Source organism: Sinorhizobium chiapasense, from assembly GCF_036488675.1.
Classification (GTDB): domain Bacteria; phylum Pseudomonadota; class Alphaproteobacteria; order Rhizobiales; family Rhizobiaceae; genus Sinorhizobium; species Sinorhizobium chiapasense.
This window is the reverse complement of sequence record NZ_CP133148.1, coordinates 3,553,375-3,571,974: the sequence shown is the minus strand read 5'-3', so window position 1 is coordinate 3,571,974 and position 18,600 is coordinate 3,553,375. Positions and strand designations below refer to the sequence as shown.

The 18,600-nt window shown below is 63.6% G+C and carries 11 protein-coding genes; 3 read left to right on the top strand and 8 right to left on the bottom strand.

All coding sequences use genetic code 11. The annotated features are described in order from the left end of the window. The 3 genes from tnpC to tnpA all read right to left on the bottom strand — a co-directional run bounded on the left by tnpC (position 1) and on the right by tnpA (position 2,414). Positions 1-1,653, bottom strand: coding sequence for an IS66 family transposase (gene tnpC, locus RB548_RS17075; protein ID WP_331372418.1), 1,653 nt, complete (start codon positions 1,651-1,653; stop codon positions 1-3). A 78-nt stretch (positions 1,654-1,731) separates the two neighbouring features. Beyond that, entirely contained in the window at positions 1,732-2,079 is a 348-nt protein-coding gene (gene tnpB, locus RB548_RS17070; RefSeq protein ID WP_041414013.1) for an IS66 family insertion sequence element accessory protein TnpB, read from the bottom strand. Continuing rightward, positions 2,076-2,414 (bottom strand): IS66-like element accessory protein TnpA, encoded by a 339-nt coding sequence (gene tnpA, locus RB548_RS17065; protein WP_331372417.1) that lies wholly within the window; start codon positions 2,412-2,414, stop codon positions 2,076-2,078. The genes tnpB and tnpA overlap by 4 nt, the downstream gene beginning before the upstream one ends. 269 nt (positions 2,415-2,683) lie before the next feature. Here tnpA and RB548_RS17060 point away from each other — a divergent pair, with 269 nt between their 5' ends. Beyond that, on the top strand, positions 2,684-3,160 hold the full coding sequence (locus RB548_RS17060) for a VOC family protein (protein WP_331372416.1): 477 nt from the start codon (positions 2,684-2,686) through the stop codon (positions 3,158-3,160). A 194-nt stretch (positions 3,161-3,354) separates the two neighbouring features. Here the strand turns inward: RB548_RS17060 and RB548_RS17055 are convergent, their stop codons facing one another. The 5 genes from RB548_RS17055 to RB548_RS17035 form a co-directional block, all read right to left on the bottom strand. After that, positions 3,355-4,134 carry an APH(3')-II family aminoglycoside O-phosphotransferase gene (locus RB548_RS17055; RefSeq protein ID WP_331372415.1) on the bottom strand — a complete coding sequence of 260 codons (780 nt, stop codon included), beginning with the start codon at positions 4,132-4,134 and terminating at the stop codon, positions 3,355-3,357. A gap of 51 nt (positions 4,135-4,185) precedes the next feature. Further along, entirely contained in the window at positions 4,186-11,229 is a 7,044-nt protein-coding gene (locus RB548_RS17050) for a translocation/assembly module TamB domain-containing protein (RefSeq protein WP_331372414.1), read from the bottom strand. Between the two features lie 99 nt (positions 11,230-11,328). Next, positions 11,329-13,242 carry an autotransporter assembly complex protein TamA gene (locus RB548_RS17045; RefSeq protein WP_331372413.1) on the bottom strand — a complete coding sequence of 638 codons (1,914 nt, stop codon included), beginning with the start codon at positions 13,240-13,242 and terminating at the stop codon, positions 11,329-11,331. A gap of 273 nt (positions 13,243-13,515) precedes the next feature. After that, the gene (locus RB548_RS17040) at positions 13,516-14,715 is read right to left on the bottom strand and encodes an NAD-dependent formate dehydrogenase (protein ID WP_331372412.1); all 1,200 of its coding nucleotides are present in this window, start codon (positions 14,713-14,715) and stop codon (positions 13,516-13,518) included. 281 nt (positions 14,716-14,996) lie between these two features. Continuing rightward, a complete protein-coding gene (locus RB548_RS17035) occupies positions 14,997-15,248 on the bottom strand; it encodes a glycine zipper domain-containing protein (protein ID WP_180939260.1) in 252 nt (83 codons plus the stop codon). Between the two features lie 425 nt (positions 15,249-15,673). On the opposite strand from RB548_RS17035, the gene RB548_RS17030 reads away from it, so the two are divergent. Together RB548_RS17030 and RB548_RS17025 are read left to right on the top strand one after the other, a co-directional pair. Further along, positions 15,674-16,162 (top strand): (2Fe-2S)-binding protein, encoded by a 489-nt coding sequence (locus RB548_RS17030; RefSeq protein ID WP_283961809.1) that lies wholly within the window; start codon positions 15,674-15,676, stop codon positions 16,160-16,162. A gap of 83 nt (positions 16,163-16,245) precedes the next feature. Beyond that, the gene (locus RB548_RS17025; protein WP_331372411.1) at positions 16,246-18,594 is read left to right on the top strand and encodes a xanthine dehydrogenase family protein molybdopterin-binding subunit; all 2,349 of its coding nucleotides are present in this window, start codon (positions 16,246-16,248) and stop codon (positions 18,592-18,594) included. Positions 18,595-18,600: the final 6 nt, after the last annotated feature.

Genomic DNA, 18,600 nt, shown 5'->3' with positions numbered 1-18,600 from the left:
TCAGGCTGCCAGCTTGTGCGCCACTGGCGACGCGCTCTTCCAGTTCCAGGGCAGGAGCTCATCGAGCCGATGCGCGGGATAACCGGCAATGCGGTGAAGCACGTCGGCGAGCCAGGCTTGCGGATCGACGTCGTTCATCTTGGCCGAGACAATCAAGCTGTACATAGCGGCGGCGCGCTGGCCACCGCGGTCCGATCCGGCGAACAACCAGGATTTCCTGCCCAAGGCTATGCCGCGCAGGGCGCGTTCGGCGGCATTGTTCGACAGACAGACACGCCCGTCGTCGAGGAAGAGGGTGAAGGCAGGCCAGCGTTTCAGCAGGTAATCGAAGGCCTTGGCGAGATCATCGTTGCGAGACAGCTTGGCACGCTGAGCCTTCATCCATGCTTCCAGCTCGAGGACCAGAGGCAGGCTCCGATCCTGACGAGCGGCCTTGCGGAGCTCCACGCTCTGACCGTTGATCTCGCGCTCGATGTCGAACAGGGCATCGATCCGCTCCACCATTTCCAGCGCGATCGGCGAGATGACGGCCGCCTTCTTGCCCTGCGCTTTTCGGCGCGCATTCGCCTCGACGTCGGCCATCGCAAAAAAGGGCCGCCTCGCATGGACCCAGCAGGCTGCTTCCGTTATCGGGCCTGGCCGTCGATCCGGAAGATAGAGTTTGGTGTAGCCGGTATAGGCGTCCGCCTGCAGAATGCCGCTATAGCCGGCAAGATGCGCCTGCGGGTGCTCGCCCGCGCGATCACGGGAATAGTAGAACATCGCCGACGGTGCGGCTGTGCCGCCGAACGGTCGATCGTCGCGGACATAGACCCAACTTCGGGCGATATCGGTCTTTCCTGCCGCCAGAACCGGGACCGTCGTGTCGTCGCCGTGCAATCGATCTGCCCCAAACGTATGGGCCTCGATCCGTTTGATGATCGGATCGAGTACGGCACAGCATGCGCCGATGCTATCGGCCACCGTCGACAGGCTGAGGGAAACGCCTTCGCGTTCGAAGCGCTCGACCTGACGATTGAGCGGCAGATGCTGGCCGAACTTGTCGAACAGGATCATCGCCAGGAGATTGGGGCCGGCCCATCCGCGCGGGATGGCATGGAAAGGGGCCGGAGCTTGGCTGATCTTCTCGCAATCGCGGCAGGTGAACTTCTCGCGCACCGTCTGGATCACTTTCCATTGGCGCGGAATGACCTCGAGGGTCTCGGTGATGTCCTCACCCAGCTTGCGCAGTCGGTCGCCGCCACAGCATTGGCAGCTCACGGGACCGGGCACGACGACGCGTTCGCGCGGAAGATGATCGGGGAAAGACTTCTTCGCCGGCCGGCTGCGGGTAAAGCCGGCGACATTGACGGTGGCCGCGACCGCCATTTCGGCCGCGAGTTCGTCCTCGGTCACCGCCATCTCCAACTCTGCCAGTTGGAACTCCATCTGATCGATCAGCCGGGCGCGACGCTCTGCCTTCGGGCCATAGAGCTGCCGCTCGAGCTTTTCGATGCGCAGCTTCTGCCGGGCAATGACGGCAAGATCCTCCGACGCCTTGGCCTTGGCAACGGCAAGTTCAGCCTCGATCTGTGCGCCCTTGGCGCGTACCGCGATGAGCTCTGCCCGCAGGGCGGCAACATCGTCGGGAAGCAAATCAGGGCTGTTTTCCATGCCCGAAGTGAATCACAGAAGTCCTGATTTGCCTAGTGTTTCAAAGGACTTGCCCCGGAATATTCGCGTTCGGGCGGCTCACCCGGCACTCGTCGGCCGCCATGTCTGCTGCGGATTTCGCCAATCAATCCCCTCCAGCAGATAGGACATCTGACCGGCGGTCAGCGCGATTGCGCCACTCTCCGTCGCCGGCCAGATGAAGCGGCCGCGCTCGAGCCGTTTCGCATACAACGATAGGCCGATCCCATCATGCCAAAGGGCTTTTATCAGTCGGCCGCTACGACCGCGAAAGACGAAGACGTCGCCCTTAAACGGATCGCGACCGAGGCCCTCCTGCACCAGCAGAGCCAGACCCTGCATGCCCTTGCGCATGTCGCAGTGACCGCTCGCGATCCACACCCGCACCCCGGAACTGATCGGGATCATTTGAGCGCCCGCATGATCGCGGCTGCCAGGTCGCATGGCGCTGCTGAGCCAATTCTCACCTTGACGCCGTTCGGGAAGTCCACCGCCATGGCCAATTCGACTGCGTCACTGCTGGCAGAGTCAACGAGCTTTGCCGGCACAAAGGCGGGCTCGGCCTCTTGGACCAAAGCCTGCCGCCGCCATGTGTAAATCAGGCCGGTCGAAACCTCGAAGCGGCGTGCAACTTCGGAAACAACCGCGCCTGGGGCGAAAGCCTCTGCCAGTATCTGCGCGCGATCTTCCAACGACCACCGCCGCCGCCGCTCTGGTCCGGTCAGCAAAACTGCATGTCCCATGAATTGCTCAGTGCGCTCTTAAGTCCACTCTTAAGAGCGCAGACTCACGGGATAAGCGGAACTTCGCAAGGCGGTCCCCGCCGGAGGGATACGAAAGTGCGCGGCGTCTTTCCGCATCCGTACTCGTTCTCTACAGCGCCGCGCGTCTCTTGAGACGCGCAAAGGTCGCTGTAGCACTTTGAGTTGCTGCATGATTCCTCAAATCGGTTCCGATTTGAGGAATCATGCAGTGGAAACAATCACGTTCATCGCGATCCTGGGAGGTTGTCATGGCCATGTACAATGGCGGCCCTGCACGGCAGATTTGCATAAAGCTGTTCGTCAGGCATGGGGACGAGGAGCGAGCGATCGCGTTCTATCGTGACGTCTTCGGCGCCGAGCTTCTGCAGCGCCATGAGTGGAGCGGCATCCTGACGAGCGCCGACCTTTGCATCGGCGATTCCGTCTTCCGCGTCGCAGGCGCAAATCCGCGCCGGGATGCCGAGCCGGGGCTTGGCGGACCGCGGTCGCCGCACGCGCTCGGCACGACCGCGGCCATCCTCGAACTCCACGTCGACGATGTGGACCGGGTGCTCGGACGGGCAATCGGTTCTGGCGCGAGCCTGCGCAATGCCGCCGAGACGCTGCCGACGGGAGATCGGGTCGGCGCCCTCATCGATCCGTTCGGGCACATATGGGCGCTGTTCACCGCCAATGACGAAAGCGAGGTATTGGACGCGTTCGGCGTCGACCGAAACGCCGCCTGACAAGGCGGCCGTGTGCCGCTGCCCTGTCGTTTCGCCCTTCCTTTCTGAACTCTCCACAATGGGAGGGGCTCGCAGGCGCTACCCCAATTCCCGCAGGTGGCCACGTCCGGTCGTGCGTGGAGGGTGCTGCGTTTTTTGAGGAAGAAGCTCGAACAATGCGCGAGTCGAGCGGAAACTGTCCACGCCCGTCAGCTTCAGAAAAACTCGTCCAGAAGGCGGTAGTAGGCAAGCTTTTCCGGATCGGGATCCGGCAACCCATATCGGTCGAGAAAGGGCTGAACCCAGTCCTCTCCCAGATTGTAGCCGATGCTTCGGCAGGCGAGTGCGATGTCCTGATGAAGATCCGCAACGCCGAGGCGGCCGCAATCGATGAAGCCAGCGAATCGGTCCGCTCGCGCGACGATGTTGGGCAAGCAGGCGTCGCCATGGGTCACCACCAACTGCTCGCCCTTCGGGATCCGCGCTTGAAGCTCGCAGACGAGCTCTCTCGCCGTCCTTCCCTGCCGTTCGTCGTCGAAATCACTCTCATCGACAAGGCCGGCGTCCATGCGCGCCTCCGCGGCGGCGATGCGCCTCCTCAGTTGGTGATCGAACGGGCAAGTGGCCGGGTCGAGGCGGTGCAGGCTGCGGAGGGCATCGGCAAGAATGGCGATGCGTTGGGCAGGCGTGAGCGGAGACGAGGCAAGGTCGATCCCCTCGACCGCCTCCATCAACAGCCAGGTCTGTCCTGCATGCTGCTCTTGCCCGAGAACTCGCGGACAGGGCACGCTCTGCGCCCTCAGCCACTTGAGACGCGCCGCCTCGTTTTCCGCGAACGGTCCTGACTTTTCATGTTTGAGGACAAGCGAGGGCCGGTCGTCGGCGCTGAGCAGGAACACAGTGGACGTCGACTGGCCAAGCGTGTCCTTTTGTGACGCGTAGCCCGAAAGCCGGTCGCGGAAGCAGGGCGGCAGGTCGATCTCTTGGATTTGCATAGGCGGCTCGACGGGTCGATTTTGGGTCGATTCGACCGAAATCATCGTGATCTAGTATTCCCTCTCGAAGAAGACACCGCCGGCTGCCGATCCGTCTCCACCCGCTTCACCTCGCAGCTTGACGCCCCTGCCGACATCGAGGTTGATCACGGCCTTGCCGGCGCTGGCCCCCGAGCCCTGTTGCAATTCGAGATAGGTCCGGTCGTTCAGGTATTTGCCGGCGCGCACCTGGGTGCCGCCACTCTCGTCGGTCGTCACATCGAGATCGTCGACGCCAAGCTTGTTGCGCAGGCCGTCGAGCAGGGAGGTCGAGCCACCGCCGGCGAGCTGGCTGACGGCCGACGCGAGCTGGGCGATCTGGAATGCCGACAGGTTGTTGAGCGACCGGTTGAAGATGAGGCGTGCCAGTATTTCGTCCTGCGGCAGCGCCGGCGAGGACGAGAACGTCACCTGCGGATTGTTGGCGAGCCCGGAGACATTGACGGTGATGGTCGTCGAACCGGCACTCGAAGTTGCGTCGAGATCGAGCGTCGGGATCAGGTCGCCGCCGAAACCGATCCGCCCTCGGGTAAAGGTGAGGCGCTTGCCGAGAATTTCGAGCCGTCCGCGCCGCATGTCGAAGCCGCCGGAAACGATTGGCTGCACGGCCGTGCCACGGATCGTCAGCTCGCCGCCGAGCTCCGCGTCGATACCGCGCCCGCGCATGAAAAACTGTCCGGGAGCACTGACGACAAGATCGAAGGCGATGACGCCTCTGGCGTTGGCCCCTGCCGAGGTGTCTCTGCGCAAAGTCCTTGTCATCTGCTGCACTCTGGCCGGGGCGTTCCTGTGCGTGATGTCGATCGCAGTGAGCGACGTTGGCAGTTTTTCCGGAACGGTGATCGCCGCGCGGCGGATCGTCAGCCTGCCGCCGAGCACCGGCGTCGCGACGAGTGGACCTTTGAGCGTCAAGTCACCGGCGAGATTCGCGGTGAAGAGCGTGCCGTCGACATAGGTTGCGTTGTTGAGGCGGATGCGCAAATCCGCAGGAAAACCGGAATTGGCAGCGATCCCGACGGTGCCGCTTGCCTCGATCGAGCCGCCGCTGGCGAGATTGGCGGAAAGTCTCGAAATCGTCGCCTGCCTGCCGTCGAGCGTGACGTTTGCCGTCAGGTCGTTGAGAGCGAGATTGCGCCGAACGTCGACCAGCCGACCGCCGGCAGTCCTGATCGTGCCGCTGATCTGCGGCGCCCTCGCGGAGCCGGAAATGGAAAGATCGACCGTTGCGGACCCGGTGAGCGTGAAGCCGTTTTGCGCCATAAGATTGGCAAGCAGCGCGAAGGGCACGTTGCCCGAAAATCTCATCGAAAGCGGCATCGCACCACCGAGCTCCACGGTGCCGCCACCCCTGATGGAAAGCCCGGAAGCACCGGACAACACGGTGTCGAGCGTGACGCGGTTGTTGACAAGCCTGCCGTTCGCGGAAATGTCGACGGCGCCGATTCCGGCGGAACGGACTGGCGCGACGGACGCACCGCTCCACCTGAGATCGTATGCGACCACCGGTGCGGCCGGTGTGCCGTCGATGTCGACTGTTCCGGCGATCGTGCCTTCCGCACCAAGAGTGGGCGCGAAGGTGTTGATCAGTGCCGCAGGCAAGGCGTTCAGTCGCGCCGAGATGTCGAGCCTTTCCCCCGCTTTGCCGGTGACCGTGATGGTACCCCTCGACGCCTGAATGACGATGTCGTTGAGACGCACGACGCCGTTGCCGATCGCAACGACGGTGGGATTGGCAAGCCTCAACGGAATGCGTCTCGGCGTTGCCGAGAAGGAGGCGAGGCGGATTTCCGTGCGACCGGCATCGCTGACGAGATCGCCCGTGGCTGCGACCGGCCCGCCATCATAGTTTCCGTCGATGGAAAAACCCGTCCTGCCACCCTGCTGGTCGAAAGTCAGGTTGAGGCCTGAGACACGGTTTGCCCCCTGCGAGATGCTGTCTGCCCGGACGCTGCCCCTGATCGCGAGCGCGGCGACATCGGCAATGCTGATGTCGGCGACAGGTCTTGCGATCGTCAAGGCGTCGCGCTTGATACCGCCGCCGCTTGCCTTGACTGACACGGAAGTGACGCCATTGACGGTGCGTACCGTCGCGGAACCCGCGAGATCGCCGGACGCGGTCTGGCCGGCCATCGCGGCCAGAAGGCCGAGGTCGGGCAGGTTGAAGTCGACCGTGCCGTCCGGCTTGAAGTCGGGCGTCAGATTGAGTGCGCCAGTCAGCCGGTTGTCGCCGATCGTCGCCTCCAGGGTCGGGATCGAGGTGCGACCGTTCTCGGACACCACATCCGCCCGGATATTGATCGCCTGGCCGCCGAGCGCGCCGGTTGCAGTCAGCTTTGCCTGCGGGCTGCCGGGCTTGGCCGTCACGTCGGCATTGATCATCAAGTCCGTCAACGTGCGGCCGGCCAGCGTTGCGCCGCTGGAGGTCAGCTCCGCTTTGATGCCGAGTTCGTTGAGCGGACCGGAGATGTCGGCGCTGAATGCGGCTGTGCCCTCTGCGTCCGCAAGCAGCTTGCCGAGGGTGGGCAGCGTGCCTTCGATGGCCGCCGTCAGGGCGCCATCCGCAAGCGCGGCGGTGCCGCGGGCGTCGATGGTGCCGGACGTGAGTTCGAGCGCGCTCAGTCTGACGCTGCCGCCTTCGCCGGTTTCGACCTTGCCGGATACCGCGATCGTCCGGTCGAATTTTGCGGCAAGATTGGGGGGCAGCAGATGCGGTTCGGCAAAGAGCTTGAAGGCCACCTCGGCGGTTGCATTGGCACGGTCCAGGCGGCCGGTGACGTTGCCATGGAAGCCGCCGCTCTCGATCGTCGTCGGATCGAAGCGGACATCGCCTGCGGCGACCGTGATCGTGCCTTTCGCCATGACGTCCTGCGCGACGATGCCGGCGGAGCGAACCGATGCGATGGATGCGCCGTTCCAGCCGAGCTCGTACCCGACCACCGGTGCTGCTGCCGCCCCGCTGACATCGACGGTGCCGCCGATCGTGCCCTCGGCGCCGAGCGTCGGGGCGAAGGTGTTGATCAGGGTCGCGGGGAGCGCGTTGATTTGCGCCGAAATGTCGAGCTCTTCGCCGGCGGTGCCGGCGACGACAATCGTGCCGTCCGACGCAAGGATGGTGAGGTCGCTGAGGCGAACGATGCCGTTCTCGATGGCGATCGTCGTCGGCGCGGCAAGCTGCAGCGGAACCCGCTTCGGGGTTGCCGAGAAGGATGCCAGCCGGATTTCCGTGCGACCGGCATCGCTGACGAGATCGCCCGTGGCTGCGACCGGCCCGCCATCATAGTTTCCGTCGATGGAAAAACCCGTCCTGCCACCCTGCTGGTCGAAAGTCAGGTTGAGGCCTGAGACACGGTTTGCCCCCTGCGAGATGCTGTCTGCCCGGACGCTGCCCCTGATCGCGAGCGCGGCGACATCGGCAATGCTGATGTCGGCGACAGGTCTTGCGATCGTCAAGGCGTCGCGCTTGATACCGCCGCCGCTTGCCTTGACTGACACGGAAGTGACGCCATTGACGGTGCGTACCGTCGCGGAACCCGCGAGATCGCCGGACGCGGTCTGGCCGGCCATCGCGGCCAGAAGGCCGAGGTCGGGCAGGTTGAAGTCGACCGTGCCGTCCGGCTTGAAGTCGGGCGTCAGATTGAGTGCGCCAGTCAGCCGGTTGTCGCCGATCGTCGCCTCCAGGGTCGGGATCGAGGTGCGACCGTTCTCGGACACCACATCCGCCCGGATATTGATCGCCTGGCCGCCGAGCGCGCCGGTTGCAGTCAGCTTTGCCTGCGGGCTGCCGGGCTTGGCCGTCACGTCGGCATTGATCATCAAGTCCGTCAACGTGCGGCCGGCCAGCGTTGCGCCGCTGGAGGTCAGCTCCGCTTTGATGCCGAGTTCGTTGAGCGGACCGGAGATGTCGGCGCTGAATGCGGCTGTGCCCTCTGCGTCCGCAAGCAGCTTGCCGAGGGTGGGCAGCGTGCCTTCGATGGCCGCCGTCAGGGCGCCATCCGCAAGCGCGGCGGTGCCGCGGGCGTCGATGGTGCCGGACGTGAGTTCGAGCGCGCTCAGTCTGACGCTGCCGCCTTCGCCGGTTTCGACCTTGCCGGATACCGCGATCGTCCGGTCGAATTTTGCGGCAAGATTGGGGGGCAGCAGATGCGGTTCGGCAAAGAGCTTGAAGGCCACCTCGGCGGTTGCATTGGCACGGTCCAGGCGGCCGGTGACGTTGCCATGGAAGCCGCCGCTCTCGATCGTCGTCGGATCGAAGCGGACATCGCCTGCGGCGACCGTGATCGTGCCTTTCGCCATGACGTCCTGCGCGACGATGCCGGCGGAGCGAACCGATGCGATGGATGCGCCGTTCCAGCCGAGCTCGTACCCGACCACCGGTGCTGCTGCCGCCCCGCTGACATCGACGGTGCCGCCGATCGTGCCCTCGGCGCCGAGCGTCGGGGCGAAGGTGTTGATCAGGGTCGCGGGGAGCGCGTTGATTTGCGCCGAAATGTCGAGCTCTTCGCCGGCGGTGCCGGCGACGACAATCGTGCCGTCCGACGCAAGGATGGTGAGGTCGCTGAGGCGAACGATGCCGTTCTCGATGGCGATCGTCGTCGGCGCGGCAAGCTGCAGCGGAACCCGCTTCGGGGTTGCCGAGAAGGATGCCAGCCGGATTTCCGTGCGACCGGCATCGCTGACGAGATCGCCCGTGGCTGCGACCGGCGCGCCATCATAGGCGGCATCGATCGAGAAGCCGGTCCGTCCCGCCTGCTGCTCGAAGGCGAGAGCGAGGCCCGAGAGGCGGTTCTCTCCCTGCCCGAGGCTTTCCGCACCGATGTTGCCCCGGATCGCCAGCCTGGCGATATCGGCGATGGTGATATCGGCGGTGGGTTTGGCAATCGTCAGCGCATCGCGGCTGATGCTGCCGCCGCTTGCCTTGACCGACACGGAAGTGACGCCATTGACGGTGCGTACCGTTGCCGAACCGGCGAGATCGCCGGATGCGGTCTGGCCGGCCATCGCGGCCAGCAGGCCGAGGTCGGGCAGGTTGAAGTCGACCGTGCCGTCCGGCTTGAAGTCCGGCGTCAGATTGAGTGCGCCGGTCAGCCGGTTGTCGCCGATCGTCGCCTCCAGGGTCGGGATCGAGGTGCGGCCGTTCTCGGAGACCACATCGGCCCTTGCGTTGATCGCCTGGCCGCCGAGGTTTCCGGTTGCGGTCAGTTTGGCTTGAGGGTTGTTCGGCGTCGCCGTCGCATCGGCGTTGATTCTGAGTTCTTCCAGCATGCGGCCGGCCAGCGTTGCGCCGCTGGAGGTCAGCTCCGCTTTGATGCCGAGTTCGTTGAGCGGACCGGAGATCGAAGCACGGAACGCCGCCGCACCCCGGGCGTCGGCGATGAGCCTGCCGAGATCGGGCAAATTGCCCTCGATATCTGCGGTCAACGCGCTGTCGGCGAGCGTCACGGTACCCGAAGCGTCCAGGGTTCCGGATTTGACTTCCAGCCCGCTCAGCCGGACGCTGCCGTCCTCACCGGTCGCGACGCTTCCAGTTGCCGCAATCGTGTTGTCGAACTTTGCAGCGATGCCGGGTGGCAGAACGCCAGGCATCGCGAACAGCTTGAAGGCTGCCTCGACCGTCGTATTGACGCGGTTCAGGTTGCCGGTGACGCTGCCGCCGACACTCGCGCTTTCGATCGTCAGCGGATCGAAGCGGATGTTCTCCGGGCGGACATCGATCGTTCCGTCGAGCTTCAGCGGCGCCCTGATCGCCCGGTCGAGATCCGCGCTTGCAAAACGGCTCTCGCCGACCTCGACGGTCGTCTTCAGCGGTCCGGATTGCGTTTGCAGATTGAAAGCGTCGCTTTGCGCCGAAAGCCGAACGGCGCCAAGGCTCATCTGCGGCAGCGAGACGGAAGGGAGATCGGCGGCGACGTCGAGGATCGCCGATTGTCCGTCGCCGATCAGCGACAGATTGGCGGTGTTGATCAGCGCGCTGAACTCGCCTTCCCTCAGCGGCCAGCGGAAGTCGATGGCGCCGCTGGTGCCTGCAAGGCTTGCCTGAAGGTTGTTCTCGCCCTCGCTGTTGACCGTCCCGGAGGCGTCGAGCGTCAGTGCACCGGTCGAAAGCTTGCCGGTCTCGATCTCGACCTTGCTCGATCCGTCGAAGACAGCCGTCACGTCAATGCTCGTCGTGCCTTCGAACAGCGGCTTGAAGATCGCCGGCGCGAGTGAAACGAAGGCTCCGCCACCGGAGACGGCCAGCCGGTGCATGCCGTCCCCGGCCTGCACATGGCGTCCGTCGAGCCGGAGAATCTCGTTGCCGTCAAGCGAGGCGATGCCCGATCCCGCCCAGTCGGAAAGCGGCCCTTCTCCGGTCAAGGCGATGCCGACAGCCGGCTCGCCCGGCAAGCCGAGCAGCTTGGCGAGCAGTCCTCCCTTCGGTTCGGAGATATTCGCTTCCAGTTTCAATTGGTTGCCGCCCGGATTGAAGACGATATCCGCGACGGCGTGCGCCTCCGGGCGATCGCGTACGGCGGCATCGAAGGCCAGGGCGATGCTCGAATTCGTGGCGTTGGCCCTGCCGCGCGCGGTCAGGAACTGATCCTCACCGGCGATTGCCTTGCCGATCATGATCTCCTTGAGATCGAAGGCGTCGATCTTGACCTCGAGCGGCAGTGCGAAACTCCTGCGTACCTCCCTCGTCTCGGTCGAGGGAATGGGGGTGCGTTCGACGCGGATCGAACCCGCCGAAATATGGCTTGCATCGAACCGCATGGACAGGAGCTCGGCCGGCGACCAGTTGACCGACAGGTCCCGGATTTCCGCATAGATCCCCTTACCATCGAAAAGCGTGACCGAGCCGGCCCTGAAATCGCCGGTCAACAGGGCGCTTGGATCCGAGATCCGGACGATCTGGTCGGGCGTTGCGGCATATTTCTCGATTGCCCAGGCGACGAGCCGCGCGCCGGGTGTCGTGAAGCCGACAAAGGCGATGATGAGGAGGAGCAGGACCACAAGAGTGCCGAGGCCGGCAAGGAAAAAGCGCAGCCCGGATCGAAGGAAGCGAATGACCTGATTCATATCCTACCCATAGACCAACTTACGCCGTTTCGGAATCCTTATGGACCTTGGCGCCTGCGGAATATATCTGCCTGAACTATCAACGAAATCAGGCGCAATTCAGAAGGACTGGCCGATGCCGGCGTAGATGCCGTAGTCGGTCCCGTCGGGATATTTGTTGAGCGGGACCGCAAAATCCAACCGGATCGGTCCGAAAGGGGTGGCATAGCGCAGGCCGATGCCGGCGCCGGCGCGGATATCGGAGAAATCGGGGGTCGTGTTTTCCGAAACCGTGCCGGCGTCGAGGAAGGGGACGATTCCGATCGTGTCAGTAATCGCGATGCGCGCTTCCAGCGAGGCGCTGACATAGGAGCGGCCGCCGGTTTCATCGTTGTTTTCGTCGCGCGGGCTGATCTCCTGATAGGAATAGCCGCGCACCGACCCGCCTCCACCGAGATAGAAGCGCCGAGGGGCCGGTATGTCGACAAGCTCGTCGCCGCCGACCAGCACGCCGGCGCCGAGCTTGCCGGCCAGCACGAAGCGCTTTTCTTCGCCCAGCGCATAGTAGCCGGAGGCCGAGGCCTCGAATGAACTGAAGAAGGTCTGCCCCTCGATCTCGTAGCTCGGTTTGGCGTTGATCAGCGCCCGGTAGCCTTCGGTTGCGTTCAGCTTGTCGTCGCGCGTGTCGCGGACATATTCGAGCGGAATGCTGGCGGTAAGATAGGAGTTCTCGCCGAAAGCGTCGTCGACGTCCGCCCAGCTCAATTCCGCACCCCCGGAGAAGGTATCCTGTGGCGAAAGTTCGAAGATCGCACCGGCCGCCCCGGTTATCATCTTTGCGCGGTAGGCGTCCGGGTCGACGAGGCTGGCCGTGAGGCTTGCCGTAAAGGTCGATGCCGGCCCGAATGCGCCAGGTTTCGCGAACAGGATACCGGCGGAATAGTCGAGGCCTCCGACGTCCGTGGTCTCGCCGATGCGGTTGACCGAGCCTTCTATTCGCAAAGATTCTGCGCGACCGAAGAGATTGCGATGGCCCCAGTAACCCTGCACGCCGAGGCCGTCGGTGGTCGAAACCTGGCCGCCGAAACCGAAATAGCGGTGTTTGCCTTCGGAAACCTCGATGTTCATCGGGATGTTGCCGTCGGGCGTTAGCGCATCGGCTTCCTTGATCGTGACGCTCGAAAAAACGTTCAGCTGGCGCAGGCGCTCGGCGGCCTTGCGGATGTTCTCCGGCGAATAGGGGCGGCCGTGGTTGAGGCGGGAATAATCCCTGACGAAATCCGGGTCGACGGTTTTCGTGCCCGTAACCGTGAGCTGTCCAACCGGCGCGACCGGTCCGCCGGCAGCGCTGATCGTCACGTCGACCGTAGAAGTGGCGTGGTCGGCGACGACGCTGCGCTCCGTCAGCTTTGCCAGGGGTCGGCTCTGTTCTTTCAGATCGTTCACGATCTGCTCGCCCGCTTTGATTATCAGCGTCGAGTCGGCGCGGGCGCCGAGCTTCAGATCGTAAGCGGCCGGATCGAGCCCGGCGGCATCGCCTTCGAATCTGACCGAGTCCAATGTAAACGCCGGCCCGGGCATGACCGTGACCGAGACCGGCACAGGCTTGCCCTTGGGGAATGACGGATCGGGCGGCAGGCTGTCGACATTCTGTCCGTTGATCAGAATGGTTACGGTTCCGCCGTAGCGGGCCTTCTCATAAAGGGCCGCGAGAATGCGCTCCCGGTCGTCACGCGCCTTGATCGCGAGGCCGAGATCGCCCGAGACAGGATTTTCCCGGTCCTGGAAGAGCATCGAACTGTTCTCGATGGCTTCCCGCAGTTCCTTGTCGTCGGTACCCGGCTCGAATGTCAGGGCATAGTTGACCGGGTTGATGACCTGGACTTCTTCCTCGTCGCTTTCGAAGAAGCGCATGCCGAAGAGCCTGAACGCGTGGGCCTGATCGACGGCAAAAGGGCCGAACAGCGCCGAAGCCACAACTGCGAGCGCGGTTGCTGCCTTCCAGTGCGCAATACTCGACCGTGCTGGAGACATCGCTCTCCGCATCCCGTTTCAGGCGACTCTTAACAACTGCCTGCATATGCGGCACAGGCCATCATAGCAGGATATGATTTTCCATGTGTTAACGGTGACGGCCTGCGTGTTCTACCCTGGAGCGGAGATTCGACGGCGATTTTCGGCAAAAAGGACACGTTATGTTGTCCTTCAGGCACAAAAGTCCAGCTCCACCGTTCGGTGGTTCCTCATCCGCCGCGGTCAAAAAGTCCCTTTGCCGCACCCAGCTTGTGGCTGTGCCGCCGGCCGCATTCAGGTCTTGAAGCGTGCCGCCTCCTCGGACCCGCGCGTCGCATCTCCGGCGCTGTAGGAATGCGCACCGGCGCCGGCAAGCTTGCCGCCCGCGACGATCAGATATTCCTCGCGGATCGGCTTGCCTTCGAACCAGCATTCGAGGATCTCGCGCGTGCCGGCCGCGTAGCGCGCCTGAGCGGACAGCGACGAGCCCGAAATATGCGGCGTCATGCCGTGATGGGGCATTGACCGCCATGGATGGTCCTTGGGTGCCGGTTGCGGGAACCACACGTCGCCGGCATAGCCGGCGAGTTGGCCGCTTTCGAGCGCCCGTGCCACGGCATCGCGATTGCAGATCTTGCCGCGCGCGGTGTTCACCAGATAGGCGCCGCGTTTCATCTTGGCGATCATGGCCTCGTCGAAGAGGTTTTCCGTCTCCGGGTGGAGCGGCGCGTTGATGGTGACGACATCGCAGATGGGCACCATCTCCGCCGCCGTCTTGTGGAAGGTAACGCCGAGCTCCTTCTCGACCGCGTCGGGGAGCCGGTGGCGGTCGGTGTAGTGCAGCTTGACATCGAAAGGCTTCAGCCGCCGCAAGACCGCAGTTCCGATCCGCCCCGCGCCCACCGTGCCGATCTCCATGCCCTCGATATCGTAGGAGCGCGCGACGCAGTCGGCGATGTTCCAGCCACCTTTCACGACCCACTGGTAGGAGGGGATGTAGTTCCGCGCGAGGCCGAGGATCATCATGACGACGTGCTCGGACACGCTGATCGAATTGCAATAGGTCACTTCGGCGACGGTTACGCCGCGGTCCATCGCGGCCTGCAGATCGACATGGTCCGAGCCGATGCCGGCGGTGATCGCGAGTTTCAGTTTGGCCGCCTTGGCAAACCGCTCGGCGGTCAGATAGGCCGGCCAGAATGGTTGCGAGATCACAACCTCGGCGTCGACGAGTTCCCGTTCGAACACGCTGTCGGCACCGTCCTTGTCCGAGGTCACCACCAGGCTGTGCCCCTGGCTTTCGAGAAATTTCCTTAGGCCCAGCTCGCCGGACACGCTGCCCAAGAGGACGCCCGGCTGAAAATCGATGGCCTTCGGGGTGGGAAGCGTCTGGCCACCGGGATAGTGTTCCAGTTTCGGCAAGCCATCCCGCGCGTAAGCCATCGGATAGCCGTCGACCGGATCGTCATATAGGACGCAAACGACCTTTGCCATTTCCATCTCCCTTCACTGAAGACGAGGAGGAAGGCCACGGTTTTTTCAAGACTGCCGGTCAATGCGGACGATTAGCAGAGCGACCTGCTCTGTTGAATATCTGTGGCCAGCAAGGTTGCTCCTGGCCCTCCACGTTCGTGGAATTGATACCACCTCAAAAAGTGGAGGAGTCGAACCCGATTTCAAGTGGTCGCAATGTCGCTGCATCCGCGAAACAAGTGGCGCAAAAAAAAAGCCCCGGATCGCTCCGGGGCCTGTCTAATTGACGATTGCCGCGGCAATCAGCAACGGTCGATGTAGCGGCGTCCGTAGCGGTCGCGGTAGTAGCACTGGCCCGGCTGCTCGGTGGCATGGCCGATAAGCGCGCCCCCGACGCCACCGATGGCTGCGCCGACAGCCGCGCCGCGCACGTCGTTCGAGATGGCGCCGCCGATGATCGCGCCCGAAGCAGCACCGATGCCGGCGCCCTTTTCCGTCTGTGTGCAGCTTGCGACCGACAAGGCGACCAGCACCAATGCGATGGCTTTTTTCATGTTGTCCTCTCCGATCTCTACGGATCTCAGCCTGTCGCTTCGTCCGTCCCTGGATTGAAAGGCGGGTCGACGAATGTCTCCGCCACTTGAACTTGCATTCGGGAAAATAAACGGCCGCCCGGGAAAGTCCACGGGGCCGCCGAAATGTTCCCGGCGCAAGATAATGCGATGTTTCCTGAACGGAACATGAAGGCGCTGTTCCCGCAGTCACAGCCACAACGGAATTTTTTTGTCGCGCGCTGGCCGAAACGGTTGCGGCATTCCAAAAAAAGACAAATGATACAAGGCGCCGCGTCAGTCCGGGAGGAGCGGGCCCGCGGGCAAAGGGCATTGATATCAGTTGGCGCGTACTTCAGTCGCGTGGACGTATGTCACCCGAATTGAAGCCGCGCTCGAGTTGGCACGACCGACCCCGGAGGAGCGAAATGGCGAAAATAACGATGACGGTCAACGGCCGCCAGGTCAGCGGCACGTGCGATGACCGGACGCTGCTGGTGCACTTTATCCGCGAAAATCTTGGACTGACCGGCACGCATGTCGGCTGCGAGACGTCGCAGTGCGGCGCTTGCGTCATCCACATGGACGGACTGTCGGTCAAGAGCTGTTCCATCCTGGCAGTGCAGGCGGCAGGCTCGTCGATCACCACCATCGAAGGGTTGGCCAAGGACGGCGAACTTCACCCGGTCCAGGCGGCGTTCAAGGCGCATCACGGGCTGCAATGCGGTTTCTGCACGCCCGGCATGGTGATGACGGCCGTCGACATGATCGCCCGGCACGGCAGCAACCTCGACGAGGCGACGGTGCGGGCCGAGCTCGAGGGCAATATCTGTCGTTGCACCGGCTACCACAACATCGTCAAGGCGATCCTCGCCGCCGCGGCCGAGATGGGCGGCGTGCGCCAAGCGGCCGAATGACGCGCTTTCACGGGGACCGAGAAAATCGTCCCTATGGATTTCATCGCAGGACTTTCGCTGAATGTCTCGAGAGGAGATAGGCAATGGGCGTTGAAGGAATTGGCGCGCGGGTGGCGCGCAAGGAAGACAAGCGTTTCCTGACCGGCAAGGGCCGCTATACGGACGATATGAGCGTCCCTGGCATGAAATACGCGATCTTCGTACGCAGTCCCCATGCACACGCGAAGATCAAGAGCATCGATGCCACGGCCGCGAAAGCGATGCCCGGCGTCATCGACGTGCTCGATGGCAAGCGGCTTACCGCCGATGGCATCGGGAACCTGATTTGCGGCTGGATGATCCACTCGAAAGACGGCTCGCCGATGAAGATGGGCGCCTGGCGGCCGCTGGCCGACCAGACGGTGCGTTATGTCGGAGATGCGGTCGCGGTGGTCGTCGCCGACAGCGTAAACGAAGCGCGCGATGCGGCCGAGGCTGTGGTCGTCGATTACGACCCGCTGGCGGTGGTCACCGATCCGGTCAAGGCGCTGGCCGACGGTCAGCCCCAGCTGCATCCGGAAGCACCGAACAATCTGATCTTCGACTGGCAGCTGGGCGATGCGGCCGCGACCGACGCGGCGATCGCGGCGGCGGCGCATGTAACGGAGGTGAAGATCCTCAACAACCGTCTATCGCCGAATGCGATGGAGCCGCGCGTGGCTCTCGGCGTCTACGACCCGGGCGACGATCACTACACCTGCTACACGACCAGCCAGAACCCGCATGTCGCCCGACTGGTGATGAGCGCGTTCTATAACGTCGCGCCGGAAAACAAGTTGCGGGTGATTGCACCCGATGTCGGCGGCGGCTTTGGCTCGAAGATCTACATTTATCCGGAGGAGATCGTCTGTCTCTGGGCCTCGAAAAGGACCGGCGTGCCGGTGAAGTGGACGTGCGACCGTACTGAAGCCTTCATGACGGACGCCCACGGCCGCGATCACGTTTCGACCGTGAAGATGGCGTTCGACAGCGCCAACAGGATTACCGCGCTGAAGGTCGACACCATCGCCAATCTCGGCGCCTATATGTCGCTCTTCTCCTCGTGCGTGCCGACCTATCTCTACGCGACGCTGCTTTCCGGGCAATACGATATCCCGGCGATCCATGCCAATGTCCGTACGGTTTATACCAACACTGCTCCGGTCGATGCGTATCGCGGTGCGGGGCGGCCTGAGGCCACCTATCTCCTGGAACGGACGATGGAAACCGCGGCACGGGAACTCGGCATTTCACCCGCCGAACTCAGGCGCATCAACTTCATCCGCACTTTCCCTCACCAGACGCCGGTGATCATGAATTACGACGCGGGCGACTACGAAGCGTCGCTGAACGCCGCGATGGCGGCCGCCGACTGGAACGGCTTTGCCGCCCGGAAGGCGGAAGCGGAGCGGCGCGGCATGAAGCGCGGCATCGGGATGAGCTGCTATATCGAGGCCTGCGGGCTTGCACCCTCTTCCGCCGTCGGCTCGCTCGGGGCCGGCGTCGGCCTCTGGGAATCGGCGGAGGTCAGGGTCAATGCGGTCGGAACGATCGAAGTGATGACCGGTTCGCATAGCCACGGCCAAGGGCACGAGACGACCTTTGCCCAGCTCGTCGCAGACCGCTTCGGCGTGCCGATCGACAGCGTCAATATCGTCCATGGCGACACGGACAAGGTGCAGATGGGCATGGGAACCTATGGCTCCCGGTCGGGCGCCGTTGGCATGTCGGCGGTTGCCAAGGCGCTGGACAAGGTCGAGGCCAAGGCCAAGAAGATCGCCGCGCATCTCATGGAGGCGGACGAAAGCGACATCGTCATCGAAAACGGCGAACTGAAGGTTGCCGGTACCGACAAGGCGGTGCCCTGGTTCCAGATGGCGCTTGCCGCCTACACCGCCCATAACCTGCCGGCCGGAATGGAGCCCGGCCTGAAGGAGGGCGCCTTCTACGATCCGTCGAATTTCACTTTCCCGGCCGGGTGCTACGTCTGCGAGGTGGAGGTCGATCCGGATACCGGAGAGACGAAGATCATCCAGTTCGTCGCGGCGGACGATTTCGGCAACCTCATCAACCCGATGATCGTCGAGGGTCAGGTGCATGGCGGGCTGGCGCAGGGTATCGGCCAGGCGCTGCTCGAAGGCGTCCATTACGATCCGGGAAACGGCCAGCTGCTGACGGCGAGCTACATGGATTACGCCATGCCGCGTGCCGACCACCTGCCGTCCTTCAAGGTGTCGACCTCGAACACGCCCTGTCCGAGCAATCCGCTCGGCGTCAAGGGTTGCGGGGAAGCCGGCGCGATCGGTTCGCCGCCGGCGCTGATCAATGCGATCACCGACGCCATCGGTAACAACGCGCTTACCATGCCCGCGACACCTGAGAAGGTCTGGGCTGCGGCCCACGCCGCCAATTGATACGGA

Coding starts and splice junctions, on each gene's coding strand:
- RB548_RS17050 (WP_331372414.1), bottom strand. CDS start 11,229: ATGAATCAGGTCATTCGCTTCCTTCGATCCGGGCTGCGCTTTTTCCTT.
- RB548_RS17035 (WP_180939260.1), bottom strand. CDS start 15,248: ATGAAAAAAGCCATCGCATTGGTGCTGGTCGCCTTGTCGGTCGCAAGC.
- RB548_RS17060 (WP_331372416.1), top strand. CDS start 2,684: ATGGCCATGTACAATGGCGGCCCTGCACGGCAGATTTGCATAAAGCTG.
- tnpC (WP_331372418.1), bottom strand. CDS start 1,653: ATGGAAAACAGCCCTGATTTGCTTCCCGACGATGTTGCCGCCCTGCGG.
- tnpB (WP_041414013.1), bottom strand. CDS start 2,079: ATGATCCCGATCAGTTCCGGGGTGCGGGTGTGGATCGCGAGCGGTCAC.
- RB548_RS17025 (WP_331372411.1), top strand. CDS start 16,246: ATGGGCGTTGAAGGAATTGGCGCGCGGGTGGCGCGCAAGGAAGACAAG.
- RB548_RS17045 (WP_331372413.1), bottom strand. CDS start 13,242: ATGTCTCCAGCACGGTCGAGTATTGCGCACTGGAAGGCAGCAACCGCG.
- RB548_RS17055 (WP_331372415.1), bottom strand. CDS start 4,134: ATGCAAATCCAAGAGATCGACCTGCCGCCCTGCTTCCGCGACCGGCTT.
- RB548_RS17040 (WP_331372412.1), bottom strand. CDS start 14,715: ATGGCAAAGGTCGTTTGCGTCCTATATGACGATCCGGTCGACGGCTAT.
- RB548_RS17030 (WP_283961809.1), top strand. CDS start 15,674: ATGGCGAAAATAACGATGACGGTCAACGGCCGCCAGGTCAGCGGCACG.
- tnpA (WP_331372417.1), bottom strand. CDS start 2,414: ATGGGACATGCAGTTTTGCTGACCGGACCAGAGCGGCGGCGGCGGTGG.